This is a genomic window from Citrobacter sp. L55, from assembly GCF_002850715.1.
Taxonomy (GTDB): domain Bacteria; phylum Pseudomonadota; class Gammaproteobacteria; order Enterobacterales; family Enterobacteriaceae; genus Citrobacter; species Citrobacter braakii.
The window spans coordinates 172,576-191,396 of sequence record NZ_KZ559406.1; the positions used below are offsets into that span (position 1 = coordinate 172,576).

Annotated in this window: 19 protein-coding genes and 1 pseudogene; 12 read left to right on the top strand and 8 right to left on the bottom strand. The window is 52.8% G+C overall.

All coding sequences use genetic code 11. From position 1 onward, the window contains the following. Together B9P82_RS17445 and B9P82_RS17450 are read left to right on the top strand one after the other, a co-directional pair. Positions 1–864, top strand: coding sequence for an efflux RND transporter periplasmic adaptor subunit (locus B9P82_RS17445; RefSeq protein ID WP_016156431.1), 864 nt, complete (start codon positions 1–3; stop codon positions 862–864). Next, positions 861–2,901 (top strand): annotated as a pseudogene (locus B9P82_RS17450) (FUSC family protein). The gene B9P82_RS17445 and the pseudogene B9P82_RS17450 overlap by 4 nt, the downstream one beginning before the upstream one ends. Here B9P82_RS17450 and sodC read toward each other — a convergent pair. From sodC to B9P82_RS17465, 3 genes are all read right to left on the bottom strand, one after another. Then, the gene (sodC, locus tag B9P82_RS17455; RefSeq protein WP_101700689.1) at positions 2,877–3,401 is read right to left on the bottom strand and encodes a superoxide dismutase [Cu-Zn] SodC; all 525 of its coding nucleotides are present in this window, start codon (positions 3,399–3,401) and stop codon (positions 2,877–2,879) included. The pseudogene B9P82_RS17450 and the gene sodC sit on opposite strands and share 25 nt — an antisense overlap. A gap of 81 nt (positions 3,402–3,482) precedes the next feature. Next, a complete protein-coding gene (locus B9P82_RS17460; RefSeq protein WP_019076729.1) occupies positions 3,483–4,379 on the bottom strand; it encodes an aldo/keto reductase in 897 nt (298 codons plus the stop codon). A gap of 49 nt (positions 4,380–4,428) precedes the next feature. Further along, entirely contained in the window at positions 4,429–4,668 is a 240-nt protein-coding gene (locus B9P82_RS17465; protein ID WP_101700690.1) for a DUF1289 domain-containing protein, read from the bottom strand. Between the two features lie 101 nt (positions 4,669–4,769). Here B9P82_RS17465 and B9P82_RS17470 point away from each other — a divergent pair, with 101 nt between their 5' ends. The 4 genes from B9P82_RS17470 (at position 4,770) to rnt (ending at position 7,768) form a co-directional block, all read left to right on the top strand. Further along, complete coding sequence (locus B9P82_RS17470) at positions 4,770–5,369, top strand: TetR/AcrR family transcriptional regulator (protein WP_016152991.1); 600 nt, start codon at positions 4,770–4,772, stop codon at positions 5,367–5,369. Positions 5,370–5,423: 54 nt separating this feature from the next. Further along, the gene (locus tag B9P82_RS17475; RefSeq protein ID WP_003029197.1) at positions 5,424–6,521 is read left to right on the top strand and encodes an alkene reductase; all 1,098 of its coding nucleotides are present in this window, start codon (positions 5,424–5,426) and stop codon (positions 6,519–6,521) included. A gap of 97 nt (positions 6,522–6,618) precedes the next feature. Further along, positions 6,619–7,026, top strand: coding sequence for a lactoylglutathione lyase (gene gloA, locus B9P82_RS17480; protein ID WP_046276345.1), 408 nt, complete (start codon positions 6,619–6,621; stop codon positions 7,024–7,026). Between the two features lie 94 nt (positions 7,027–7,120). Beyond that, on the top strand, positions 7,121–7,768 hold the full coding sequence (gene rnt / locus B9P82_RS17485) for a ribonuclease T (RefSeq protein ID WP_101700691.1): 648 nt from the start codon (positions 7,121–7,123) through the stop codon (positions 7,766–7,768). Positions 7,769–7,822: 54 nt separating this feature from the next. Here rnt and grxD read toward each other — a convergent pair whose 3' ends face one another. Further along, positions 7,823–8,170, bottom strand: a complete 348-nt coding sequence (grxD, locus tag B9P82_RS17490) for a monothiol glutaredoxin 4 (protein WP_003832760.1) — start codon at positions 8,168–8,170, stop codon at positions 7,823–7,825. A 333-nt stretch (positions 8,171–8,503) separates the two neighbouring features. Here grxD and B9P82_RS17495 point away from each other — a divergent pair, with 333 nt between their 5' ends. Together B9P82_RS17495 and sodB are read left to right on the top strand one after the other, a co-directional pair. Continuing rightward, on the top strand, positions 8,504–9,334 hold the full coding sequence (locus B9P82_RS17495) for a C40 family peptidase (protein WP_101700692.1): 831 nt from the start codon (positions 8,504–8,506) through the stop codon (positions 9,332–9,334). 127 nt (positions 9,335–9,461) lie between these two features. Beyond that, positions 9,462–10,043: a superoxide dismutase [Fe] gene (gene sodB / locus B9P82_RS17500; protein ID WP_016152988.1), complete on the top strand. Its 582-nt coding sequence runs from the start codon at positions 9,462–9,464 to the stop codon at positions 10,041–10,043. A 40-nt stretch (positions 10,044–10,083) separates the two neighbouring features. On the opposite strand, the gene B9P82_RS17505 is transcribed toward sodB, so the two are convergent. Together B9P82_RS17505 and cydH are read right to left on the bottom strand one after the other, a co-directional pair. Further along, complete coding sequence (locus tag B9P82_RS17505) at positions 10,084–11,253, bottom strand: MFS transporter (protein WP_046276347.1); 1,170 nt, start codon at positions 11,251–11,253, stop codon at positions 10,084–10,086. Positions 11,254–11,429: 176 nt separating this feature from the next. Next, positions 11,430–11,519 carry a cytochrome bd-I accessory subunit CydH gene (cydH, locus tag B9P82_RS17510; RefSeq protein ID WP_003029209.1) on the bottom strand — a complete coding sequence of 30 codons (90 nt, stop codon included), beginning with the start codon at positions 11,517–11,519 and terminating at the stop codon, positions 11,430–11,432. Between the two features lie 297 nt (positions 11,520–11,816). Here cydH and purR point away from each other — a divergent pair, with 297 nt between their 5' ends. Further along, on the top strand, positions 11,817–12,842 hold the full coding sequence (gene purR / locus B9P82_RS17520) for an HTH-type transcriptional repressor PurR (RefSeq protein WP_003832757.1): 1,026 nt from the start codon (positions 11,817–11,819) through the stop codon (positions 12,840–12,842). Here purR and punR read toward each other — a convergent pair. Continuing rightward, positions 12,839–13,771 (bottom strand): DNA-binding transcriptional activator PunR, encoded by a 933-nt coding sequence (punR, locus tag B9P82_RS17525; protein WP_101700693.1) that lies wholly within the window; start codon positions 13,769–13,771, stop codon positions 12,839–12,841. The two genes, purR and punR, sit on opposite strands and share 4 nt — an antisense overlap. Positions 13,772–13,884: 113 nt before the next feature. Here punR and punC point away from each other — a divergent pair, with 113 nt between their 5' ends. Then, the gene (gene punC, locus B9P82_RS17530) at positions 13,885–15,090 is read left to right on the top strand and encodes a purine nucleoside transporter PunC (RefSeq protein WP_101700694.1); all 1,206 of its coding nucleotides are present in this window, start codon (positions 13,885–13,887) and stop codon (positions 15,088–15,090) included. A gap of 290 nt (positions 15,091–15,380) precedes the next feature. Next, on the top strand, positions 15,381–16,529 hold the full coding sequence (cfa, locus tag B9P82_RS17535; protein ID WP_101700695.1) for a cyclopropane fatty acyl phospholipid synthase: 1,149 nt from the start codon (positions 15,381–15,383) through the stop codon (positions 16,527–16,529). A 41-nt stretch (positions 16,530–16,570) separates the two neighbouring features. Here cfa and B9P82_RS17540 read toward each other — a convergent pair whose 3' ends face one another. Continuing rightward, positions 16,571–17,218, bottom strand: coding sequence for a riboflavin synthase (locus tag B9P82_RS17540; protein WP_016152982.1), 648 nt, complete (start codon positions 17,216–17,218; stop codon positions 16,571–16,573). 217 nt (positions 17,219–17,435) lie between these two features. Here B9P82_RS17540 and mdtK point away from each other — a divergent pair, with 217 nt between their 5' ends. Next, the gene (gene mdtK, locus B9P82_RS17545; protein WP_101700696.1) at positions 17,436–18,809 is read left to right on the top strand and encodes a multidrug efflux MATE transporter MdtK; all 1,374 of its coding nucleotides are present in this window, start codon (positions 17,436–17,438) and stop codon (positions 18,807–18,809) included. The last annotated feature ends 12 nt before the right edge of the window (positions 18,810–18,821 follow it).

Consider the following 18,821-nt stretch of genomic DNA (forward strand, 5'->3'; position numbering starts at 1 on the left):
ATGTCGCTTAAAACCATTAAATACTTCTCCACCATTATAGTCGCTGCCATCGCAGTTTTCGCCGGATGGTGGATGTGGAATTACTATATGCAATCGCCCTGGACACGTGATGGCAAAGTGCGTGCTGAGCAGGTCAGCATCACGCCGCAGGTCTCAGGCAGCATTAGCGAACTCAATATAAAAGATAACCAGTTTGTGAACAAAGGCGATGTCCTTTTTATCATCGACAAGACGCCGTTTCACATTGCTGAACTGAATGCGCAAGCGCAGCTGGCGAAGGCACAGTCCGATCTGGCGAAAGCCAATAACGAAGCCAACCGCCGCCGTCATTTATCGCAAAATTATATCTCAGCCGAAGATCTGGATACTGCTAACCTCAACGTGAAAGCCATGCAGGCCAGCGTTGAAGCAGCCGAGGCCAGTCTGCGCCAGGCACAGTGGCAACTGACGCAGACGGTGGTCAAAGCGCCCGTAGCGGGCTGGGTCACCAACCTTTCAACTCGTACTGGAGACTACGCCTCAACCGGTAAGCCCCTGTTTGCCCTTGTCGACAGCCACTCTTTCTATGTGATGGGGTATTTTGAAGAAACCAAGTTGCGCCACATTCGTGAAGGTGCTCCTGCGGTTATCACGCTCTACAGCGGCAACATAAAGTTACAGGGTCACGTATCCAGTATTGGTCGCGCCATCTACGACCAAAGTGTGGAAAGCGATTCCGGCCTGATTCCCGACATCAAACCCAATGTGCCGTGGGTGCGTCTGGCCCAACGCGTTCCGGTCCGCATCGAATTCGACGCTCTGCCGCAGAATGTCACCCTGGTTTCTGGTACGACCTGCAGCGTGTCTATCGGCCAGCGTAAATGAAACTGTCCCACCTGATGCCAGGCCATTGGCCGTGGTTTAAAGCCACGGTAGCGCAGTGGCGTTATGCGTTGCGAAATACCATTGCGATGTGTCTGGCGTTAACGTTCGCCTATTACCTGAATCTGGATGAGCCCTACTGGGCGATGACCTCGGCGGCAGTGGTCAGCTTTCCCACCGTCGGCGGGGTTATCAGCAAAAGTCTGGGTCGTGTTGCGGGTAGCTTGCTGGGTGCCACCGCCGCGTTGATTATTGCCGGTCATACCCTCAATGAGCCGTGGTTGTTTTTGCTGAGCATGTCAGTGTGGATCGGTTTTTGTACCTGGGCCTGCGCGCACTTCACCAATAACGTCGCCTACGCCTTTCAACTGGCCGGTTATACGGCGGCGATCATTGCTTTTCCCATGGTCAATACCATAGAGATTACGCAGTTGTGGGATATCGCTCAGGCCCGCGTATGCGAGGTCATCGTCGGTATCCTGTGCGGCGGCATGATGATGATGATCCTCCCCAGCACCTCCGATGGCACCACATTGCTTACCGCGCTGAAAAACATGCATTCGCGTTTACTGGAGCATGCCAGCTTACTCTGGCAACCGGAGACAACGGATGCAATTCGCACAGCCCATGAAGGTGTTATCGGTCAGATTCTGACCATGAACCTGCTGCGTATTCAGGCGTTCTGGAGTCACTACCGTTTTCGCCGTCAAAATGCGTTGCTCAATTCGCTGTTGCATCAGCAGTTACGTATGACCAGCGTGATCTCCAGTCTGCGCAGGATGCTACTGAACTGGCCCAATCCCCCGGCTAATACCCGGGAAATCATCGAACAACTGCTCAGCGAGCTGGTCAAATCCAATACCGACACCTACACCGTCGCGCGTATTATCGCCCCCCTGCGTCCCCTTGATGCGCGCGACTATCGGCACGTCGCCTTCTGGCAACGACTGCGTTATTTTTGTCGGCTGTACTTACGCAGCAGTCATTATCTGCATTTACTGGAAAATGGCGTTACCGCCGAGCGTATTACTATCGCCCGCACGCCAGGACTTGCCCGTCATACCGATAATGCGGAAGCCCTCTGGAGCGGATTGCGTACGTTCTGTACCCTGATGCTTATCGGCGCATGGAGCATTGGCGCGCAATGGGAATCAGGCTCTGGCGCACTAACGCTCGCGGCCATCAGCAGCGTGCTGTATTCCGCCGTAGCCACGCCGTTTAAGTCGCTTTCTTTGCTGATGCGCACGCTGGTTCTGCTGTCGCTGTTTAGCTTTGTGGTTAAGTTTGGCCTGATGGTGCAAATCTCTGACCTCTGGCAATTCATTCTGTTTCTCTTCCCGCTGCTCGCTACCATGCAACTCCTGAAGCTGCAAATGCCCGCGCTGGCGGGTCTTTGGGGACAGCTAATCGTGTTTATGGGATCGTTTATCGCGGTGACTAATCCACCGGTTTATGATTTTGCTGATTTCCTGAATGACAATATGGCGAAAATCACCGGCGTGGCGCTATCGTGGCTGGCATTCGCCATTCTGCGGCCTGGATCGGATGCGCGGAAAGGTCGCCGCCATATTCGCGCCCTGCGCCGGGATTTTGTCGATCAGCTCAGCCGACATCCCTCGCTCAGTGAAAACGAATTTGAGTCGCTGACCTATCATCACGTCAGCCAGCTCAGCAACAGTCAGGATGCCCTGGCGCGACGCTGGCTATTGCGTTGGGGGGTTGTCTTGCTGAACTGCTCGCACGTGGTGTGGCAACTGCGCACCTGGGAGGTGCGTTCAGATCCTCTGGCTCGCGTCAGAGACGTGTGTATATCGCTGCTTCGCGACGTAATGAGTGAGCGCGGCGTTCAGCAACGGCCGCTGAATGCCACGCTGAGTGAGCTACAGCGTATTTGCGACACGCTCGCCCACCATCATCAACCTGCGGCGCAAGAACTGTCGGCGCTTATCTGGCGACTACACTGCTCGCTTTCTCAGCTCGAACAGGCGCCTCCGCCGGGTACGCTAGGCAATTGATTATTTAATAACGCCACAGGCGTAGCGCGCTCCACCACCGCCAAGCGGTTTTGGTTGATCGGACATATTATCGCCACCGACATGGATCATCAGCGCTTTGCCTTTAACCTCATCGAGCGTTTTCAGCCGCGGCGCAATGACCGGTGTTGTGGCGTTACCGTCGTTATTCACCACCAGCAGAGGCAGGTCGCCCATGTGGCCTGCGCCTTCCGGACCTTCGTGCTTGCCGGTTTGGTGCGGATCATAATGGCCTCCAGCCGATTCCGCGGCTGAGGCTTTTCCTTCTTTAATCGCCGGTTGGCAACTGCCATTCGCATGGACATGGAAGCCATGTTCACCCGGCGGCAGCGCTTTCAGATCGGGCGTAAACTCCAGCCCTTTCCCGGTTTCAGCAATAGTGACCGTACCAATCGCCTGGCCGACGCCTTGCGACGTTACCAGATTCATCATCACTTTTTCTTCACTGGCAGCCTGCGCACCTGCACAGGCGAGTAGAGTAATAATGGCCAAACTCAAACGCTTCATAAGACCTCCGTCCAAAAGGTGTCTGATTGATAAGTGTAAACCAGTGACACAAATTTGAACGGAGAAGCGTCAAAAACGCGATTACGGTACGTCGTAACCCAGCGCGGCTTTGCGAATACGGAACCACTGCTGGCGAGACATGTTCAATGACTCAGACTCAACGGCGGCGCGTACACGCTCTATCTTCCCTGAGCCAATAATCGGCAGCGGCTGAGACGGCAGACGTAAAATCCAGGCGTACACCACCTGCTCAATGGACTGCGCGTTTAACTCTTCTGCGATTGTGGCAAGTTCATTACGTAATGGCTGGAACGCATCGTCATTAAACAGACGACCACCGCCGAGGCAGGACCAGGCCATCGGACGAATGCGCAGTTGTTGCAGTTGATCTAAAGTACCATCCAGCAGGAGCGGCTGATGTACCGGTGAGATCTCAACCTGGTTAGTCGCCAGCGTGAACGGCAGACGCGATTGCAGCAGTGAGAACTGTGCCGGGGTGAAGTTAGATACGCCAAAGTGACGCACTTTTCCGCTATGGTGCAATTTTTTGAACGCGTCGGCTACGTCGTCCGCATCCATGAGCGGATCGGGACGGTGGATGAGCAGCAAATCAATATGATCGGTCGCCAGTAACTTCAACGATGCTTCCGCACTGGCAATGATATGCGCGCTGTCGGTAATGTAATGACCCAGCGCATTTTCCGTGCGTGCCGTCGTGGCGATCCCGCACTTGGTAACAATCTGCATTTTTTCACGCAGATGCGGAGCCAGCCTCAGTGCCTCACCAAACGCCGCTTCACACTGGTATCCGCCGTAAATATCGGCGTGATCGACGGTGGTAACACCCAGATCCAGATGTTCTTCAATAAAGCTGACTAGCTGGCGCGCGGACATATTCCAGTCCATCAGGCGCCAATACCCCATTACAAAGCGAGAAAATTCCGGACCTTGCGGCGCAATAGTAATACGCTGAACCATAGCAGCTTCCTTATAAGTGAATGTGCATCGAGTATACGCAATTACGCTTTTAAAAGAGTGAAGGTTGTTGCGGTTCTTCCGAAGGGTTGGCTTTGTTTGCTCGTAATTTACGCATCAGGCGCTGACGACAAAGCCGTAGCACTTCCTGCTTTTCGGCATCGGTCATCTTTTGCCAGTTAAAACGCTCATCCCGACTGCGAAAACAGCCGCGGCAAAAACCGCGCTCGTCAGACTGACATATTCCACGGCATGGGCTCTGGACGGGGAAAAACTCCAGCTGTTCGGCCACATCCCCTCCTTTCGTAAGATTGATATACCTATTGAAGACGTTAACTGAATTTCTCGCAAGCGCTATTGCATTAGACCGACTGGTCTATTACACTCCTTTCCATGAACAAAATCACTGAACACGATACACGCGAACATCTGCTGGCGACTGGCGAACTGCTGTGCATGCAGCGCGGTTTCACCGGTATGGGCTTAAGCGAACTACTGAAAACCGCTGAAGTCCCCAAAGGTTCGTTTTATCACTATTTTCGCTCTAAAGAAGCGTTCGGTGTTGCGATGCTGGAACGCCACTATGCGGCCTATCATCAGCGACTGGCTACGCACTTTGATACGGGGGCAGGAAACTATCGCGACCGCATTCTGGCCTACTATCAGGAAACACTGAACCAGTTTAGCCAGCACGGCATTATCAGCGGTTGTTTAACCGTAAAACTGTCCGCCGAAGTGTGCGATCTGTCAGAAGATATGCGCACGGCGATGGATAAAGGCGCGCGGCACATTATTGCGCTGTTAGCGCAGGCGCTGGAGAAAGGTCAGGCAAATCATTGTCTGTCCTTTGTTGGCGAGCCGTTACAACAGGCGCAGGTATTGTATGCTCTGTGGCTGGGCGCCAACCTGCAGGCCAAGATTTCTCGTAGCGCCACCCCGCTGGAAAATGCGCTGGCGCACGTTAAAACCATCATTACTACGCCTGCCGTTTAACAGGCGTTTTTATTTCTTTTATTACTAGACGACCGGTCTATTCAGGAGTGCCATATGTCATCTGAAAAACTTTTTTCCCCACTGAAAGTGGGTGCTATTACGGCAGCAAACCGCGTATTCATGGCGCCACTGACGCGTCTGCGCAGCATTGAGCCTGGCGACATCCCTACTCCGCTGATGGCCGAGTATTACCGTCAACGCGCCAGCGCGGGTCTTATCATCAGTGAAGCTACACAGATTTCCGCGCAGGCGAAAGGCTATGCGGGGGCACCCGGCTTACACAGCGAAGCGCAAATTGCCGCATGGAAAAAAATCACCGCTGCCGTACATGCGGAGCAAGGTCATATTGCGGTCCAGTTGTGGCATACCGGGCGCATCTCTCACGCCAGTCTGCAGCCCAACGGTCAGGCACCGGTCGCACCTTCCGCGATTAGCGCCGGTACCCGGACCTCGCTTCGTGATGAAAATGGTCTGGCAACGCGTGCGGATACCTCAATGCCGCGTGCGCTCGAAACTGAAGAAATTCCCGGCATCGTTAATGACTTCCGTCAGGCGATTGCCAACGCGCGCGAAGCGGGTTTCGACATGGTTGAACTGCACTCCGCTCACGGCTATCTGCTGCACCAGTTCCTGTCGCCAACGTCTAACCAGCGTACCGATCAATACGGCGGCAGCGTCGAAAATCGTGCACGTCTGGTGCTGGAAGTTGTCGATGCCGGTATTAAAGAATGGGGTGCCGACCGCATTGGTATTCGCGTCTCTCCGATTGGTTCATTCCAGAACGTTGACAACGGCCCGAACGAAGAAGCCGATGCGCTGTATCTGATTGAACAACTGGGCAAGCGCGGAATCGCTTACCTGCATATGTCTGAGCCGGACTGGGCTGGCGGCGAGCCGTATTCCGATGCGTTTCGCGAAAAAGTTCGTGCACGTTTCCACGGTCCGATCATTGGTGCGGGTGCCTACACACCTGAAAAAGCAGAAGCACTGATCGAGAAGGGCCTGATCGACGCCGTTGCTTTTGGTCGCGCCTATATCGCTAACCCGGATCTGGTTGCGCGCCTGCAGCGTAAAGCGGAGCTGAATCCGCAACGTGCCGAAAGCTTCTACGGCGGCGGCGCGGAAGGTTACACCGATTATCCTACCCTCTAACGTCACAAACTCCGTTCTGCCATTGATAGCGGCGTAACAACGCCGCTATACTAAAACAACATTTTGAATGTATTAGCCATTTTCGAAGGGGAAAAAGATGCGTTTACTTCATACCATGCTGCGCGTGGGTAACCTGCAGCGTTCCATCGAGTTTTATACCAACGTGCTGGGCATGAAGCTGCTGCGTACCAGCGAAAACCCTGAATACAAATACTCCCTGGCCTTTGTCGGCTACGGCCCTGAAACCAGCGAAGCCGTGATCGAACTGACCTATAACTGGGGTGTCGACAAGTATGAGCTGGGCACTGCCTACGGCCATATCGCCCTGAGCGTAGACAACGCAGCCGAAGCCTGTGAACGTATTCGTCAGAATGGCGGTAACGTCACGCGTGAAGCCGGTCCGGTAAAAGGCGGCACCACCGTAATCGCGTTCGTTGAAGATCCAGACGGTTACAAAATTGAACTGATCGAAGAGAAAGACGCCGGGCGCGGCCTGGGCGACTAACCTCCCCACGGGCGCAGATCGTCTGTGCCCGTAGTTTTATACTCATCATTTTGCCATAATACGCGCTGCAATTTTCCCGTATTAAGAGACCCAGATGTCCGATAACGCTCAACTTTCCGGTCTGTGTGACCGTTTTCGTGGTTTTTATCCTGTCGTCATTGATGTCGAAACCGCAGGGTTCAATGCCAAAACCGATGCGCTGCTTGAGATCGCAGCCATCACACTGAAAATGGATGAACAAGGCTGGCTGATGCCGGACACGACGTTACATTTCCACGTAGAGCCATTTGAAGGCGCGAATTTGCAGCCGGAAGCCCTCGCCTTTAACGGAATTGAGCCTAACAATCCGCTACGCGGCGCGGTCAGCGAATATGACGCTCTGCATGCCATCTTCAAAATGGTGCGTAAAGGGATTAAAGACAGCGGCTGCAATCGGGCGATCATGGTGGCGCATAACGCTACGTTCGACCACAGTTTTATGATGGCCGCAGCAGAACGCGCCTCGCTCAAACGTAATCCATTTCATCCGTTCGTCACCTTTGATACTGCGGCCTTAAGCGGCCTGTCTCTGGGGCAAACTGTGTTGTCGAAAGCGTGCCTGGCGGCGGGAATGGAATTTGACGGGACTCAGGCGCACTCGGCGCTGTATGACACCGAACGGACGGCCGTGCTGTTTTGCGAAATTGTTAACCGCTGGAAACGTCTCGGCGGCTGGCCTCTTCCCGTACCTGAAGAGGCATAACGGACCGATAAAAAAAGCGACCATCACGAGGTCGCTTTTTTATTTACGCTGATATTATTCAGCGTCCGGCTCTTCGGTTTTGTATTTCGCCGCTGTTTCTTTAATCAGCTGCTGCAACTCACCGCGCTGGTACATTTCGATCAAAATGTCACAGCCGCCAACCAGCTCGCCATCAACCCACAGCTGCGGGAAGGTTGGCCAGTTTGCGTATTTCGGCAGCTCGGCGCGAATATCCGGGTTCTGCAGAATATCAACATAAGCAAAGCGTTCACCACAGGCGGACAGCGCCTGCACAGCCTGAGCGGAGAAACCGCAGCTTGGCAGTTTAGGGGAACCTTTCATGTACAGGAGAATCGGGTTTTCAGCGATCTGGCGCTGGATTTTTTCGATAGTGGTGCTCATTATCTTGCTTCCTTAAACTTCTTTTACGGCAGTAGTCTGACATTGTAGCGGGTCAGACAGGCAACGGAAAATAACATTTTCATTACGCGTTATTATTTTATCCCCTGACGCCAAAAGTTGCATTCACAATCTCACTTATCCCTTTAAAGCCTGTGGATTTGATTATTCGTTCACCAACGCCAACTTTAATTGCTGATTTTTTTTGCGGTCGGTTACGAAACGTAGTTTTAAACAAAAAAGCTATTAACTTTCCCTCTTTCTATAGATTAGAATCATCAAGTTTTGAAAATCACACGCAGGCATGATAGACCTGCCTTACCAGAGGATTGCTCAGTGGCGCGGATAAACCGAATCTCGATCACGCTCTGTGCTTTACTTTTTACTACACTGCCCTTTACGCCCATGGCTCATGCTTCCAAGCAGGCCAGGACGACACCTACCCATTCCCACACCATCAAAACGGTAGATAAAAAGAAAAGCGCAACAACCAGCCAAAAAATAACAAAAACCAGCAAGAAAACGGCGACAAAAACCACCAGCAAAACCAGCACCAAAACCGCTTCCTCTTCTAAACATCGCACTGCCGCTCCGGCAAAGTCGACTAAAACGGCAAACCGTCGTGGTAAAAACACCGCAGCACAAACCGCTGCCGTTACCTGGACTGAAAAATGCACGCCGCGCAAAGGTCATAAGCCGCGCTGTGTAAAAGTGAAAACCACCGCACCAACGACGCTGGCTGACGCGCATAAAGTGAAAGTGCAGAAAGCCACTAAAACCGCCATGTCCACGCTGATGAACCAAATCGGCAAGCCTTATCGCTGGGGCGGCACCTCACCAAGAACCGGGTTTGACTGCAGCGGTCTGGTCTATTACGCCTATAAAGATCTGGTGAAATTCCGCATTCCACGTACAGCGAACGAAATGTATCATCTGCGCGATGCTGCGCCGATTGAACGTGGCGAACTGAAAAATGGCGATCTGGTATTTTTCCGTACCCAGGGGCGTGGAACTGCCGATCACGTTGGCGTTTATGTTGGCAACGGTAAGTTTATTCAGTCACCGCGCAGCGGCCAGGAAATTCAAATCACCTCTCTGAGTGAAGATTACTGGCAGCGCCACTATGTGGGCGCTCGTCGGGTAATGACGCCAAAAACAATTCGTTAAAAACTTACCCTACAGTACCTGCTGTAGGGTAAGTTCTTCTTTTGCATAACCTTTCAATTTGCTACCCTATCCTTACTCACAATGAGGCTATTGTGTGTACTCAATACAAATAATAAGGAGAGAAGCAATGTCGTTTGAATTACCTGCATTACCGTATGCCAAAGATGCTCTGGCACCGCACATTTCTGCCGAAACGCTGGAATATCACTATGGCAAACACCATCAAACTTACGTGACTAATCTGAACAACCTGATTAAAGGCACGGCGTTTGAAGGCAAATCACTGGAAGAGATCGTACGTAGCTCTGAAGGCGGTGTATTCAATAACGCAGCACAGGTATGGAACCACACGTTCTACTGGAACTGCCTGGCACCGAACGCAGGTGGCGAACCTACCGGTAAACTGGCCGAAGCAATTGCCGCCTCCTTTGGCAGCTTTGCGGATTTCAAAGCGCAGTTCACCGATGCCGCTATTAAAAACTTCGGTTCTGGCTGGACCTGGCTGGTAAAAGGAACGGATGGCAAACTGGCTATCGTTTCCACCTCCAATGCAGGTACACCGCTGACCACCGACGCGACGCCGCTGATGACCGTTGACGTATGGGAACACGCCTACTACATCGATTATCGCAATGCCCGTCCTGGCTACCTGGAAAACTTCTGGGCGCTGGTGAACTGGGAATTTGTTGCGAAGAACTTCGCAGCATAAAAAAGATGACGCAGAAGGAGAACCCTTCTGCGTTTTAGCATTAATTCGCGGTAGTGAAAGCCTCTTCAGGCTGTTTGCGCGCCGAGATAAAGACCAGCAGCAGCGCAAGCCCCGCCACAATTGCCCCCATCACCGGAACAAAGCTGTAGCCCAACCCACCGGAAATCACCGCCCCACCGGCTGCGGCACCCAGAGCATTCCCCAGATTAAACGCGCCAATGTTGACTGACGATGATAATCCAGGCGCTTCGCTGGCAACGCGCATCACGCGCATCTGCAACGGCGGAACGACCGCAAACGTCGCTGCCCCCCAGACCACCATACTGACTGCCGCACCCAGCTCATTACGCGCCAGGAAAGGAATGGCCAGCATAATAACCATCAGCAGCAGTAAAAAGCCTTTCAGCGTACCGTTGACGGAACGGTCAGCCAGTTTGCCACCAAGATAGTTACCGATTGAGAAGCCAACGCCAATCAGCACCAGCATACCGGTCACAAACGCCGGTGTGGCATGGGTGATTGTATGTAACACTGGTGAGATATAGGTATAAAGCGTGAACATCGCCCCCGCTCCCAGAACGGTCGTCAGCAGCGCCGACAGCACCTGCGGACGCATAAGTACCGCCAGTTCGCTACGGACATCCGGGCGCTCTCCCGCCCCACCTTTGGGTAATGAGAAGAACAGGCTGACCATGGCGATGACGCCCAGACCCGCCGTTGCCATAAACGACATACGCCAGCCGATGGTTTCACCAAGCCAGGTCGCCGCAGGAACGCCGCCAATATTGGCAATGGTCAACCCCATAAACATGGTTGCCACGGCGCTGGCCTGCTTATGTTTGGGTACTACGCTTGCAGCGACAACGGAGCCAAGACCAAAAAATGCCCCATGGTTCAGACTGGTCAAAATACGCGATAACATCAGGGTGGTGTAATCCGGCGAGATAGCCGAAAGCACGTTGCCCAGCGTGAAAATCGCCATCAGGAATATCAACGCATTACGTCGCGCACGATGGGACAGCAGTAATGTCATCAGCGGAGCACCCACCATCACCCCAACCGCATACGCGCTGATTAACATTCCGGCCGCGGGAATCGAGACATCCACACCTTTGGCAATGACGGGCAATAATCCCATTGGCGAAAATTCAGTGGTGCCAATGCCAAACGCGCCGATCGCCAGCGCCAGTAAAGGATAATTGAGTTTCATATTTCGACTCCGTAACGTCGAGCCGGAGCGCGACATAAAATAAGAGTCAAAAGCATGACATTGATCGCAAAATTAATAAAGTTAACAAAATTGCAAAAGACTTTTGCTTATTCGCAAACAATCGACGGGAAAGGCAAGCGTAAAGGATGAGGGAGAGCGAACTCCCTCGGGGGAAATCAATGCAGCGCTGCGGTCAGGCCACCCGCGACGATCAAACCCAGAACAATAATGGTAGTCACTAACGAAAATTTCAGATCGGTGCTCATCAAGTTTTCTCCTTTTTATTCCCACACAAAAAGTGATATTGCGCATTTTTACACACTTGAAAGCAAAAATCTCTCACGATTTATATTGATAACTGCTTTTAACTCTTCCCCTTTTCGTTAAGATCAGACAAAATTCCACGCTTACTTGATTAGCGTACCGGCCATTGACCCCTTCCTGACGTTCCGTGTCGTTTTCCCGGCGTGCCGCAACCCTTACGTTGCGCTAAGGGTGTGTTAAGGCAAACGTTTACCTGGAGTATTCTCAGGAGCTTAGGATATGGTCTGGAGTGAGATGTAATGGCAACAATTAAAGATGTAGCGAAGCGAGCAAACGTTTCCACTACAACCGTATCACACGTAATTAACAAGACGCGCTTTGTCGCGGAAGAAACGCGTAATGCTGTCTGGGCGGCGATCAAAGAGCTGCACTATTCTCCGAGCGCCGTGGCGCGCAGCCTGAAGGTGAATCACACCAAGTCTATTGGCTTGCTGGCCACCAGCAGCGAAGCGGCCTATTTCGCTGAAATTATCGAAGCCGTTGAGAAAAACTGTTTCCAGAAAGGCTATACCCTGATTCTGGGTAACGCATGGAACAGTCTCGAAAAACAGCAGGCTTATCTGTCAATGATGGCGCAAAAGCGCGTTGATGGTCTGCTGGTGATGTGTTCAGAGTATCCGGAGTCGCTGCTTTCGATGCTCGAAGAGTACCGCCATATTCCGATGGTCGTCATGGACTGGGGCGAAGCTAAAGCCGACTTTACCGATACGGTCATTGATAACGCCTTCGAAGGCGGTTACATGGCGGGTCGGTATCTGGTAGAACGCGGTCATCGTGAGATTGGCGTGATCCCAGGCCCAATGGAGCGTAATACCGGAGCCGGGCGTCTGGCAGGCTTTATGAAAGCGATGGAAGAAGCGCTGATTAAAGTTCCTGAAAACTGGATTGTGCAGGGCGATTTTGAGCCTGAATCGGGCTATCGCGCCATGCAGCAAATTCTGTCACAGTCGCATCGTCCGACCGCCGTCTTCTGCGGTGGCGATATCATGGCGATGGGTGCGCTGTGCGCCGCTGACGAGATGGGACTGCGCGTACCGCAGGATGTTTCGCTCATCGGTTACGACAACGTGCGCAACGCCCGCTTCTTCACGCCAGCTCTGACCACCATTCACCAGCCTAAAGATTCACTGGGGGAAACGGCCTTCAACATGCTGTTAGACCGTATCGTGAATAAACGTGAAGAGTCGCAGTCTATCGAGGTTCATCCGCGCCTGGTAGAACGCCGCTCCGTTGCCGACGGCCCGTTCCGCGATTACCGTCGTTAAGACAGTTGTGCGGGAGCCTCATCGGGCTCCCGCAGCCATTCCTTATTCAGCGTTTCACTATCCCCTAAATAGTCCAGCAGCCAGCTCAATGCCGGCGACGTATCGTTCTGTTGCCATGTCAGGCAGCATGCGGCATCAGGAAATGGATTCTCCAGCTTTAGCGCGACCCATTTGCCGCTATCAATCCACGGTTTGGCAAAATGCGTCGGTACCATGCCCACGCACAAACCTGCCGATAAACAGGTCGCAGAAGATTCCCAGTCAGGCACCACGACGCGCTTTTGGTTATCCAGCAGCCAGGTAATACGCTTAGGAAGCGTACGCGACGTGTCTTCACGCACCAGCGACGGCCAGTTGCGCAACGTGTCGTCGCTTAGCGGTCCGGGCATTGACGCCAACGGATGATGGCTTGCCACCACGCAGCTCCAGCTCAGCATTCCCATGTCGCGGAAGGTATAGCGCCCCCCCACCGGAATCGCCTGCGTGGCGCCGATTGCCAGCTCAACGCGCCCATCGGACAGCGCATCCCAGACACCGTTAAACACCTCCTGGAAAACCAGCAGCTCCACATCATCAAAATGACGATAGAAATCCACGATCATCTGTCGGGTACGATCCGGGCGGACAATGTTATCTACCGCGATCGCCAACTGCCCGCGCCAGCCGTTGGCAATTTGCTGACATTGCTGGCGGGTGATCTGCATTTTTTTGATAACAGAGCGGCCTTCCTTGAGAAACCATGCACCGGCAGGCGTCAATTCCACGTCCCGATGGCGTCGCTCAAAAAGCGGCACCGCCAGCCACTCTTCCAGTTGACGCACGGTGTAGCTTACCGCCGAGGGTACGCGGTGCAACTCCTGCGCGGCCGAACTAAAGCTACCGTTACGCGCAACCGCATCCACAACTTCAAGTGAATATTCCGACCACATGTTCTGCCTACAAAAAATTTGAAATCAGTAAGCAAATATTAGCGTTTCACAGCAAGAATTACACTCACTACACTCAGCGGCATTGTACTACTGCTAAAAAAAGAGAAATGATGATGCAACCTGGGAAAGGATTTTTAGTCTGGCTGGCGGGTCTTAGCGTACTCGGCTTTCTGGCAACGGATATGTATCTGCCCGCCTTTGCCGCAATTCAGTCCGATCTGCAGACGCCTGCATCTGCCGTCAGCGCCAGCCTTAGCTTATTCTTAGCGGGTTTTGCCGTCGCGCAACTTCTGTGGGGGCCGCTCTCTGACCATTATGGTCGCAAGCCTGTTTTGCTGCTGGGTTTATCCATCTTCGCGCTGGGCAGTTTGGGCATGCTGTGGGTTGAAAATGCCACCGGTCTGCTGGTACTGCGCTTTGTTCAGGCCGTTGGCGTTTGTGCGGCATCGGTTATCTGGCAGGCGCTGGTCACCGATTATTATCCTTCACAAAAAGTAAACCGCATCTTTGCCACCATTATGCCATTGGTCGGGTTATCCCCGGCATTAGCGCCGTTATTAGGCAGTTGGATCCTGGTACATTTTTCCTGGCAGGCCATTTTCGCCACCCTGTTTGCCATTACCCTGATCCTGATGCTTCCGGCTCTGCGCTTAAAACCAACAGCTAAAGCACGCGACGACAGCCAGGATAAACTGACTTTCGCTACCCTGTTGCGCTCAAAAGTTTACCGCGGAAACGTGCTGATTTATGCCGCCTGCTCCGCGAGCTTCTTCGCTTGGCTGACGGGTTCCCCGTTCATCCTCAGCGAAATGGGCTACAGTCCGGCGGTGATTGGCCTGAGTTATGTTCCGCAAACCATCGCTTTCTTAATTGGTGGTTACAGCTGCCGCGCTGCGCTGCAAAAATGGCAGGGCCGTCAGTTGCTGCCCTGGTTACTCATTCTGTATGCCTTTAGCGTAGTGGCCACCTGGGCAACCGGCTTTATTCACCATGTTGCGCTGGCTGAAATCCTCATCCCATTCTGCGTTATGGCGATTGCCAATGGAGCAATCTACCCAATTGTTGTGGCTCAGGCGTTACGTCCTTTCCCACAAGCTACGGGACGCGCAGCGGCATTGCAGAACACACTGCAACTGGGTTTATGCTTCCTGGCAAGCCTTGTGGTTTCCTGGTTGATCGCCACCCCGCTGCTCACCACCACCAGCGTGATGCTGACAACGGTGCTGCTGGCGGCCGCGGGTTACAAAATGCAGTCGCAGAAGGCTGACGCCCCGCACACAGATGATCGGGCGCAAATTGCCCACGGTGAGTCTCACTAGTAATCATCTTTGATAATTAATTAGCCTGCTAATGTTTATTGGTTGAATCATCAAAAATTCAGGCCTATACTGATTTCCGGTTGTTAAAAAAACGATAATTGTTATGTGTTAACGGGGACAAGAACGTTCCCGTTTTCCCATGGATGGTCTTTTCGGCAAGGGTTCCTCCCTTCCTCTGTTCTACGTCGGATTATAGATTCGCGGATTAATTCCGTGAGAGTTCTCACAAAGCCCAAAAAAGCGTCTACGCTATTTTAAGGTTCTGATCACCGACCAGTGATGGAGAAGCTATGAGTTCATCGTGTATAGAAGACGTCAGCGTACCGGATGATGACTGGTACCGCATCACCAATGAATTATTAAGCCGTGCAGGTATTACCATTAATGGTCCGGCACCGGCAGATATTCGCGTAACGAACCCCGATTTTTTCAAACGCGTATTGCAGGAAGGATCGTTAGGGTTGGGTGAAAGTTATATGGATGGCTGGTGGGAATGCGACCGGCTGGACATGTTTTTTTGTAAAGTCCTGCGCGCCGGTCTTGAAAACCAACTCCCCCGCCACTTTAAAGACACGCTACGTATCGCCACGGCTCGCCTGTTCAATTTACAGACCAAAAAACGTGCGTGGGTCGTCGGCAAAGAACACTACGATTTGGGCAACGATCTCTTTACCCGCATGCTGGACCCTTATATGCAGTATTCCTGCGCCTACTGGAAAGATGCCGATACCCTGGAATCTGCCCAACAGGCGAAGCTAAAAATGATTGCCGAAAAACTGCAGTTGAAGCCAGGCATGCGGGTGCTCGATATTGGCTGCGGCTGGGGCGGCTTATCCCAGTTTATGGCGTCACAATATGGCGTTAGCGTGGTGGGCGTGACCGTTTCGGCAGAACAGCAGAAAATGGCGCAGGCGCGTTGTGCGGGGCTGGATGTCACAATTTTGCTGCAGGATTATCGCGACCTTAACGACAAATTTGATCGCATTGTCTCCGTCGGCATGTTTGAGCATGTGGGGCCGAAGAACTACGCGACTTATTTTGAAGTGGTTGATCGTAATTTAAAACCCGACGGTATCTTTTTGCTGCATAGCATCGGTTCCAAAAAGACCGACAATAACGTTGATCCGTGGATCAATAAATATATCTTCCCGAACGGCTGTTTACCGTCAGTTCGCCAGATTGCCAACGCCAGCGAGCCGCATTTTGTGATGGAAGACTGGCATAATTTTGGCGCGGATTACGATACAACGTTGATGGCCTGGCACGAGCGTTTCATAAGATCCTGGCCTGAAATCGCCGATAACTATACCGAACGCTTTAAACGGATGTTCAGCTATTACCTGAACGCCTGCGCCGGTGCGTTTCGTGCTCGCGACATTCAGCTGTGGCAGGTGGTTTTTTCCCGCGGCGTTGAACACGGCCTGCGCGTTCCCCGCTAATCGTTATCACCCCCGTGCCAACGGGGGTTTTACACTCTGGCTTAGGCTCCCGCCTCACCCGTTACGTTACTGATGGCGCTTTCACGCGCCGCCAGTACGCGCTCAACGGTATCAACCACCGCCTGGGTTTGAGGATCGATTTCGATATTGACCCGCGCGCCTAACTTTTTCTTACCCAGCGTCGTACGTTCCAGCGTTTCCGGGATCAAATGCACACAGAAACGCGTCGGTGTCACCTCACCGACCGTCAGACTGATGCCATCAATTCCGATAAATCCTTTGTACAAGATGTATTTCATCAGCGACGGATCCTGAACTTTAAACCACACCTGGCGGTTGTTCTCCGAGGTCAGAATTTTCGACACTTCGGCGGTCGTCATAATATGGCCCGACATTAAATGTCCGCCAATTTCATCACTGAATTTTGCCGCACGCTCAACGTTGACCAAATCCCCAACCTTCAGGTCACCCAGATTGGTGATACGCAGCGTTTCTTTCATCAGATCAAAGCTTATCTGGTTACCGTTGATTTCGGTTACCGTCAGGCAGCACCCATTGTGGGCAACCGATGCGCCGGTCTCCAGCGCATCCAACATATATTCAGGTAACTCCACAACATGCGTACGAAAATTTGGTTTTTCATCAATGGACACCAATTTCGCGGTGCCCTGCACAATACCCGTAAACATACTTCTAACTCCTGAACTGAATTAAGACATCTCTGCACAGCACAATAGCAGGTGGAAATTCAGGTTGCCAGCAATGCGCCGCTACTGCCTGTTTTTTCACTGGAGAATTACGTATTCCTCGCTACAATAGACTGAAATTTCCCCTGCTTTTTCTCCTTGCTGCCATATAAGGCGGCTTTTTTAGTCTCTCAAATAACAACAATATAGTGGTGTACACGTGCAAAAGTATGTAAGTGAAGCGCGTCAGTTATTAGCTCTGGCAATTCCGGTGATTCTTGCGCAAATCGCTCAAACCGCAATGGGATTCGTTGATACCGTCATGGCGGGCGGATACAGCGCCACGGACATGGCGGCCGTCGCCATTGGCACATCTATTTGGTTGCCGGCCATTTTGTTTGGTCACGGACTGCTGCTGGCCTTGACGCCAGTGATTGCGCAACTCAATGGTTCCGGGCGCCGCGATCGTATTGCCCATCAAATACGCCAGGGTTTCTGGCTGGCGGGCAGCGTCTCCATTCTGATTATGATCGTGCTCTGGAACGCGGGATACATTATTCGCTCCATGCATAACATCGACCCGGCGCTGGCGGATAAAGCCGTCGGCTACCTGCGTGCGTTGCTGTGGGGCGCGCCGGGGTATTTGTTCTTCCAGGTAGCCCGTAACCAGTGTGAAGGTCTGGCCAAAACCAAACCGGCGATGGTGATGGGATTTCTCGGCCTGCTGGTGAACATTCCTGTTAACTATGTTTTCATTTATGGGCATTTTGGCATGCCGGAGCTAGGCGGCGTGGGCTGCGGCGTGGCAACAGCGGCGGTTTACTGGGTGATGTTTATCGCCATGCTGTCATACGTTAAACGCGCACGCTCGATGCGTGATATCCGTAATGAGCGTGGTTTCCAGAAACCGGACACCGCCGTAATGAAGCGCCTGGTACAGCTGGGTTTACCTATCGCGCTGGCGTTATTTTTCGAAGTGACGCTGTTTGCTGTGGTGGCGCTGCTGGTTTCCCCGCTGGGGATTGTCGACGTGGCCGGACACCAGATCGCGCTCAACTTCAGCTCGTTAATGTTCGTCCTGCCGATGTCTCTGGCTGCAGCCGTCACCATTCGAGTCGGTTATCGTCTGGGCCAGGGTTCCACGCTGGATGCGCAAACCGCAGCCAGAACAGGTCTGGGCGTCGGCGTCTGCATGGCGGTTGTGACGGCGATTTTCACCGTAACATTCCGTGAGCACATTGCCCTGCTCTACAACAATAATCCGGAAGTTGTCGCTCTGGCAGCGCAGCTCATGTTACTGGCCGCGGTGTATCAAATATCGGACTCTATCCAGGTTATTGGCAGCGGTATCCTACGTGGTTATAAAGATACGCGTTCCATTTTCTTTATTACCTTTACGGCATACTGGGTACTGGGTCTGCCGAGCGGTTATATTCTGGCGCTGACCGATCTGGTGGTTGACCGGATGGGACCGGCAGGATTCTGGATGGGCTTTATTATCGGCCTGACCTCTGCGGCCGTGTTGATGATGCTGCGGATACGTTTTCTGCAGCGCCAGCCGTCAGCGGTTATTTTACAACGCGCCGCACGATAATCCCCAAATAGC

What these genes read in the sequence shown, in the direction of transcription:
- B9P82_RS17445 (WP_016156431.1), top strand. Translation starts at nt 1, where the DNA reads ATGTCGCTTAAAACCATTAAATACTTCTCCACCATTATAGTCGCTGCC.
- sodC (WP_101700689.1), bottom strand. Translation starts at nt 3,401, where the DNA reads ATGAAGCGTTTGAGTTTGGCCATTATTACTCTACTCGCCTGTGCAGGT.
- B9P82_RS17460 (WP_019076729.1), bottom strand. Translation starts at nt 4,379, where the DNA reads ATGGTTCAGCGTATTACTATTGCGCCGCAAGGTCCGGAATTTTCTCGC.
- B9P82_RS17470 (WP_016152991.1), top strand. Translation starts at nt 4,770, where the DNA reads ATGAACAAAATCACTGAACACGATACACGCGAACATCTGCTGGCGACT.
- B9P82_RS17475 (WP_003029197.1), top strand. Translation starts at nt 5,424, where the DNA reads ATGTCATCTGAAAAACTTTTTTCCCCACTGAAAGTGGGTGCTATTACG.
- gloA (WP_046276345.1), top strand. Translation starts at nt 6,619, where the DNA reads ATGCGTTTACTTCATACCATGCTGCGCGTGGGTAACCTGCAGCGTTCC.
- rnt (WP_101700691.1), top strand. Translation starts at nt 7,121, where the DNA reads ATGTCCGATAACGCTCAACTTTCCGGTCTGTGTGACCGTTTTCGTGGT.
- grxD (WP_003832760.1), bottom strand. Translation starts at nt 8,170, where the DNA reads ATGAGCACCACTATCGAAAAAATCCAGCGCCAGATCGCTGAAAACCCG.
- sodB (WP_016152988.1), top strand. Translation starts at nt 9,462, where the DNA reads ATGTCGTTTGAATTACCTGCATTACCGTATGCCAAAGATGCTCTGGCA.
- B9P82_RS17505 (WP_046276347.1), bottom strand. Translation starts at nt 11,253, where the DNA reads ATGAAACTCAATTATCCTTTACTGGCGCTGGCGATCGGCGCGTTTGGC.
- cydH (WP_003029209.1), bottom strand. Translation starts at nt 11,519, where the DNA reads ATGAGCACCGATCTGAAATTTTCGTTAGTGACTACCATTATTGTTCTG.
- purR (WP_003832757.1), top strand. Translation starts at nt 11,817, where the DNA reads ATGGCAACAATTAAAGATGTAGCGAAGCGAGCAAACGTTTCCACTACA.
- punR (WP_101700693.1), bottom strand. Translation starts at nt 13,771, where the DNA reads ATGTGGTCGGAATATTCACTTGAAGTTGTGGATGCGGTTGCGCGTAAC.
- punC (WP_101700694.1), top strand. Translation starts at nt 13,885, where the DNA reads ATGCAACCTGGGAAAGGATTTTTAGTCTGGCTGGCGGGTCTTAGCGTA.
- cfa (WP_101700695.1), top strand. Translation starts at nt 15,381, where the DNA reads ATGAGTTCATCGTGTATAGAAGACGTCAGCGTACCGGATGATGACTGG.
- B9P82_RS17540 (WP_016152982.1), bottom strand. Translation starts at nt 17,218, where the DNA reads ATGTTTACGGGTATTGTGCAGGGCACCGCGAAATTGGTGTCCATTGAT.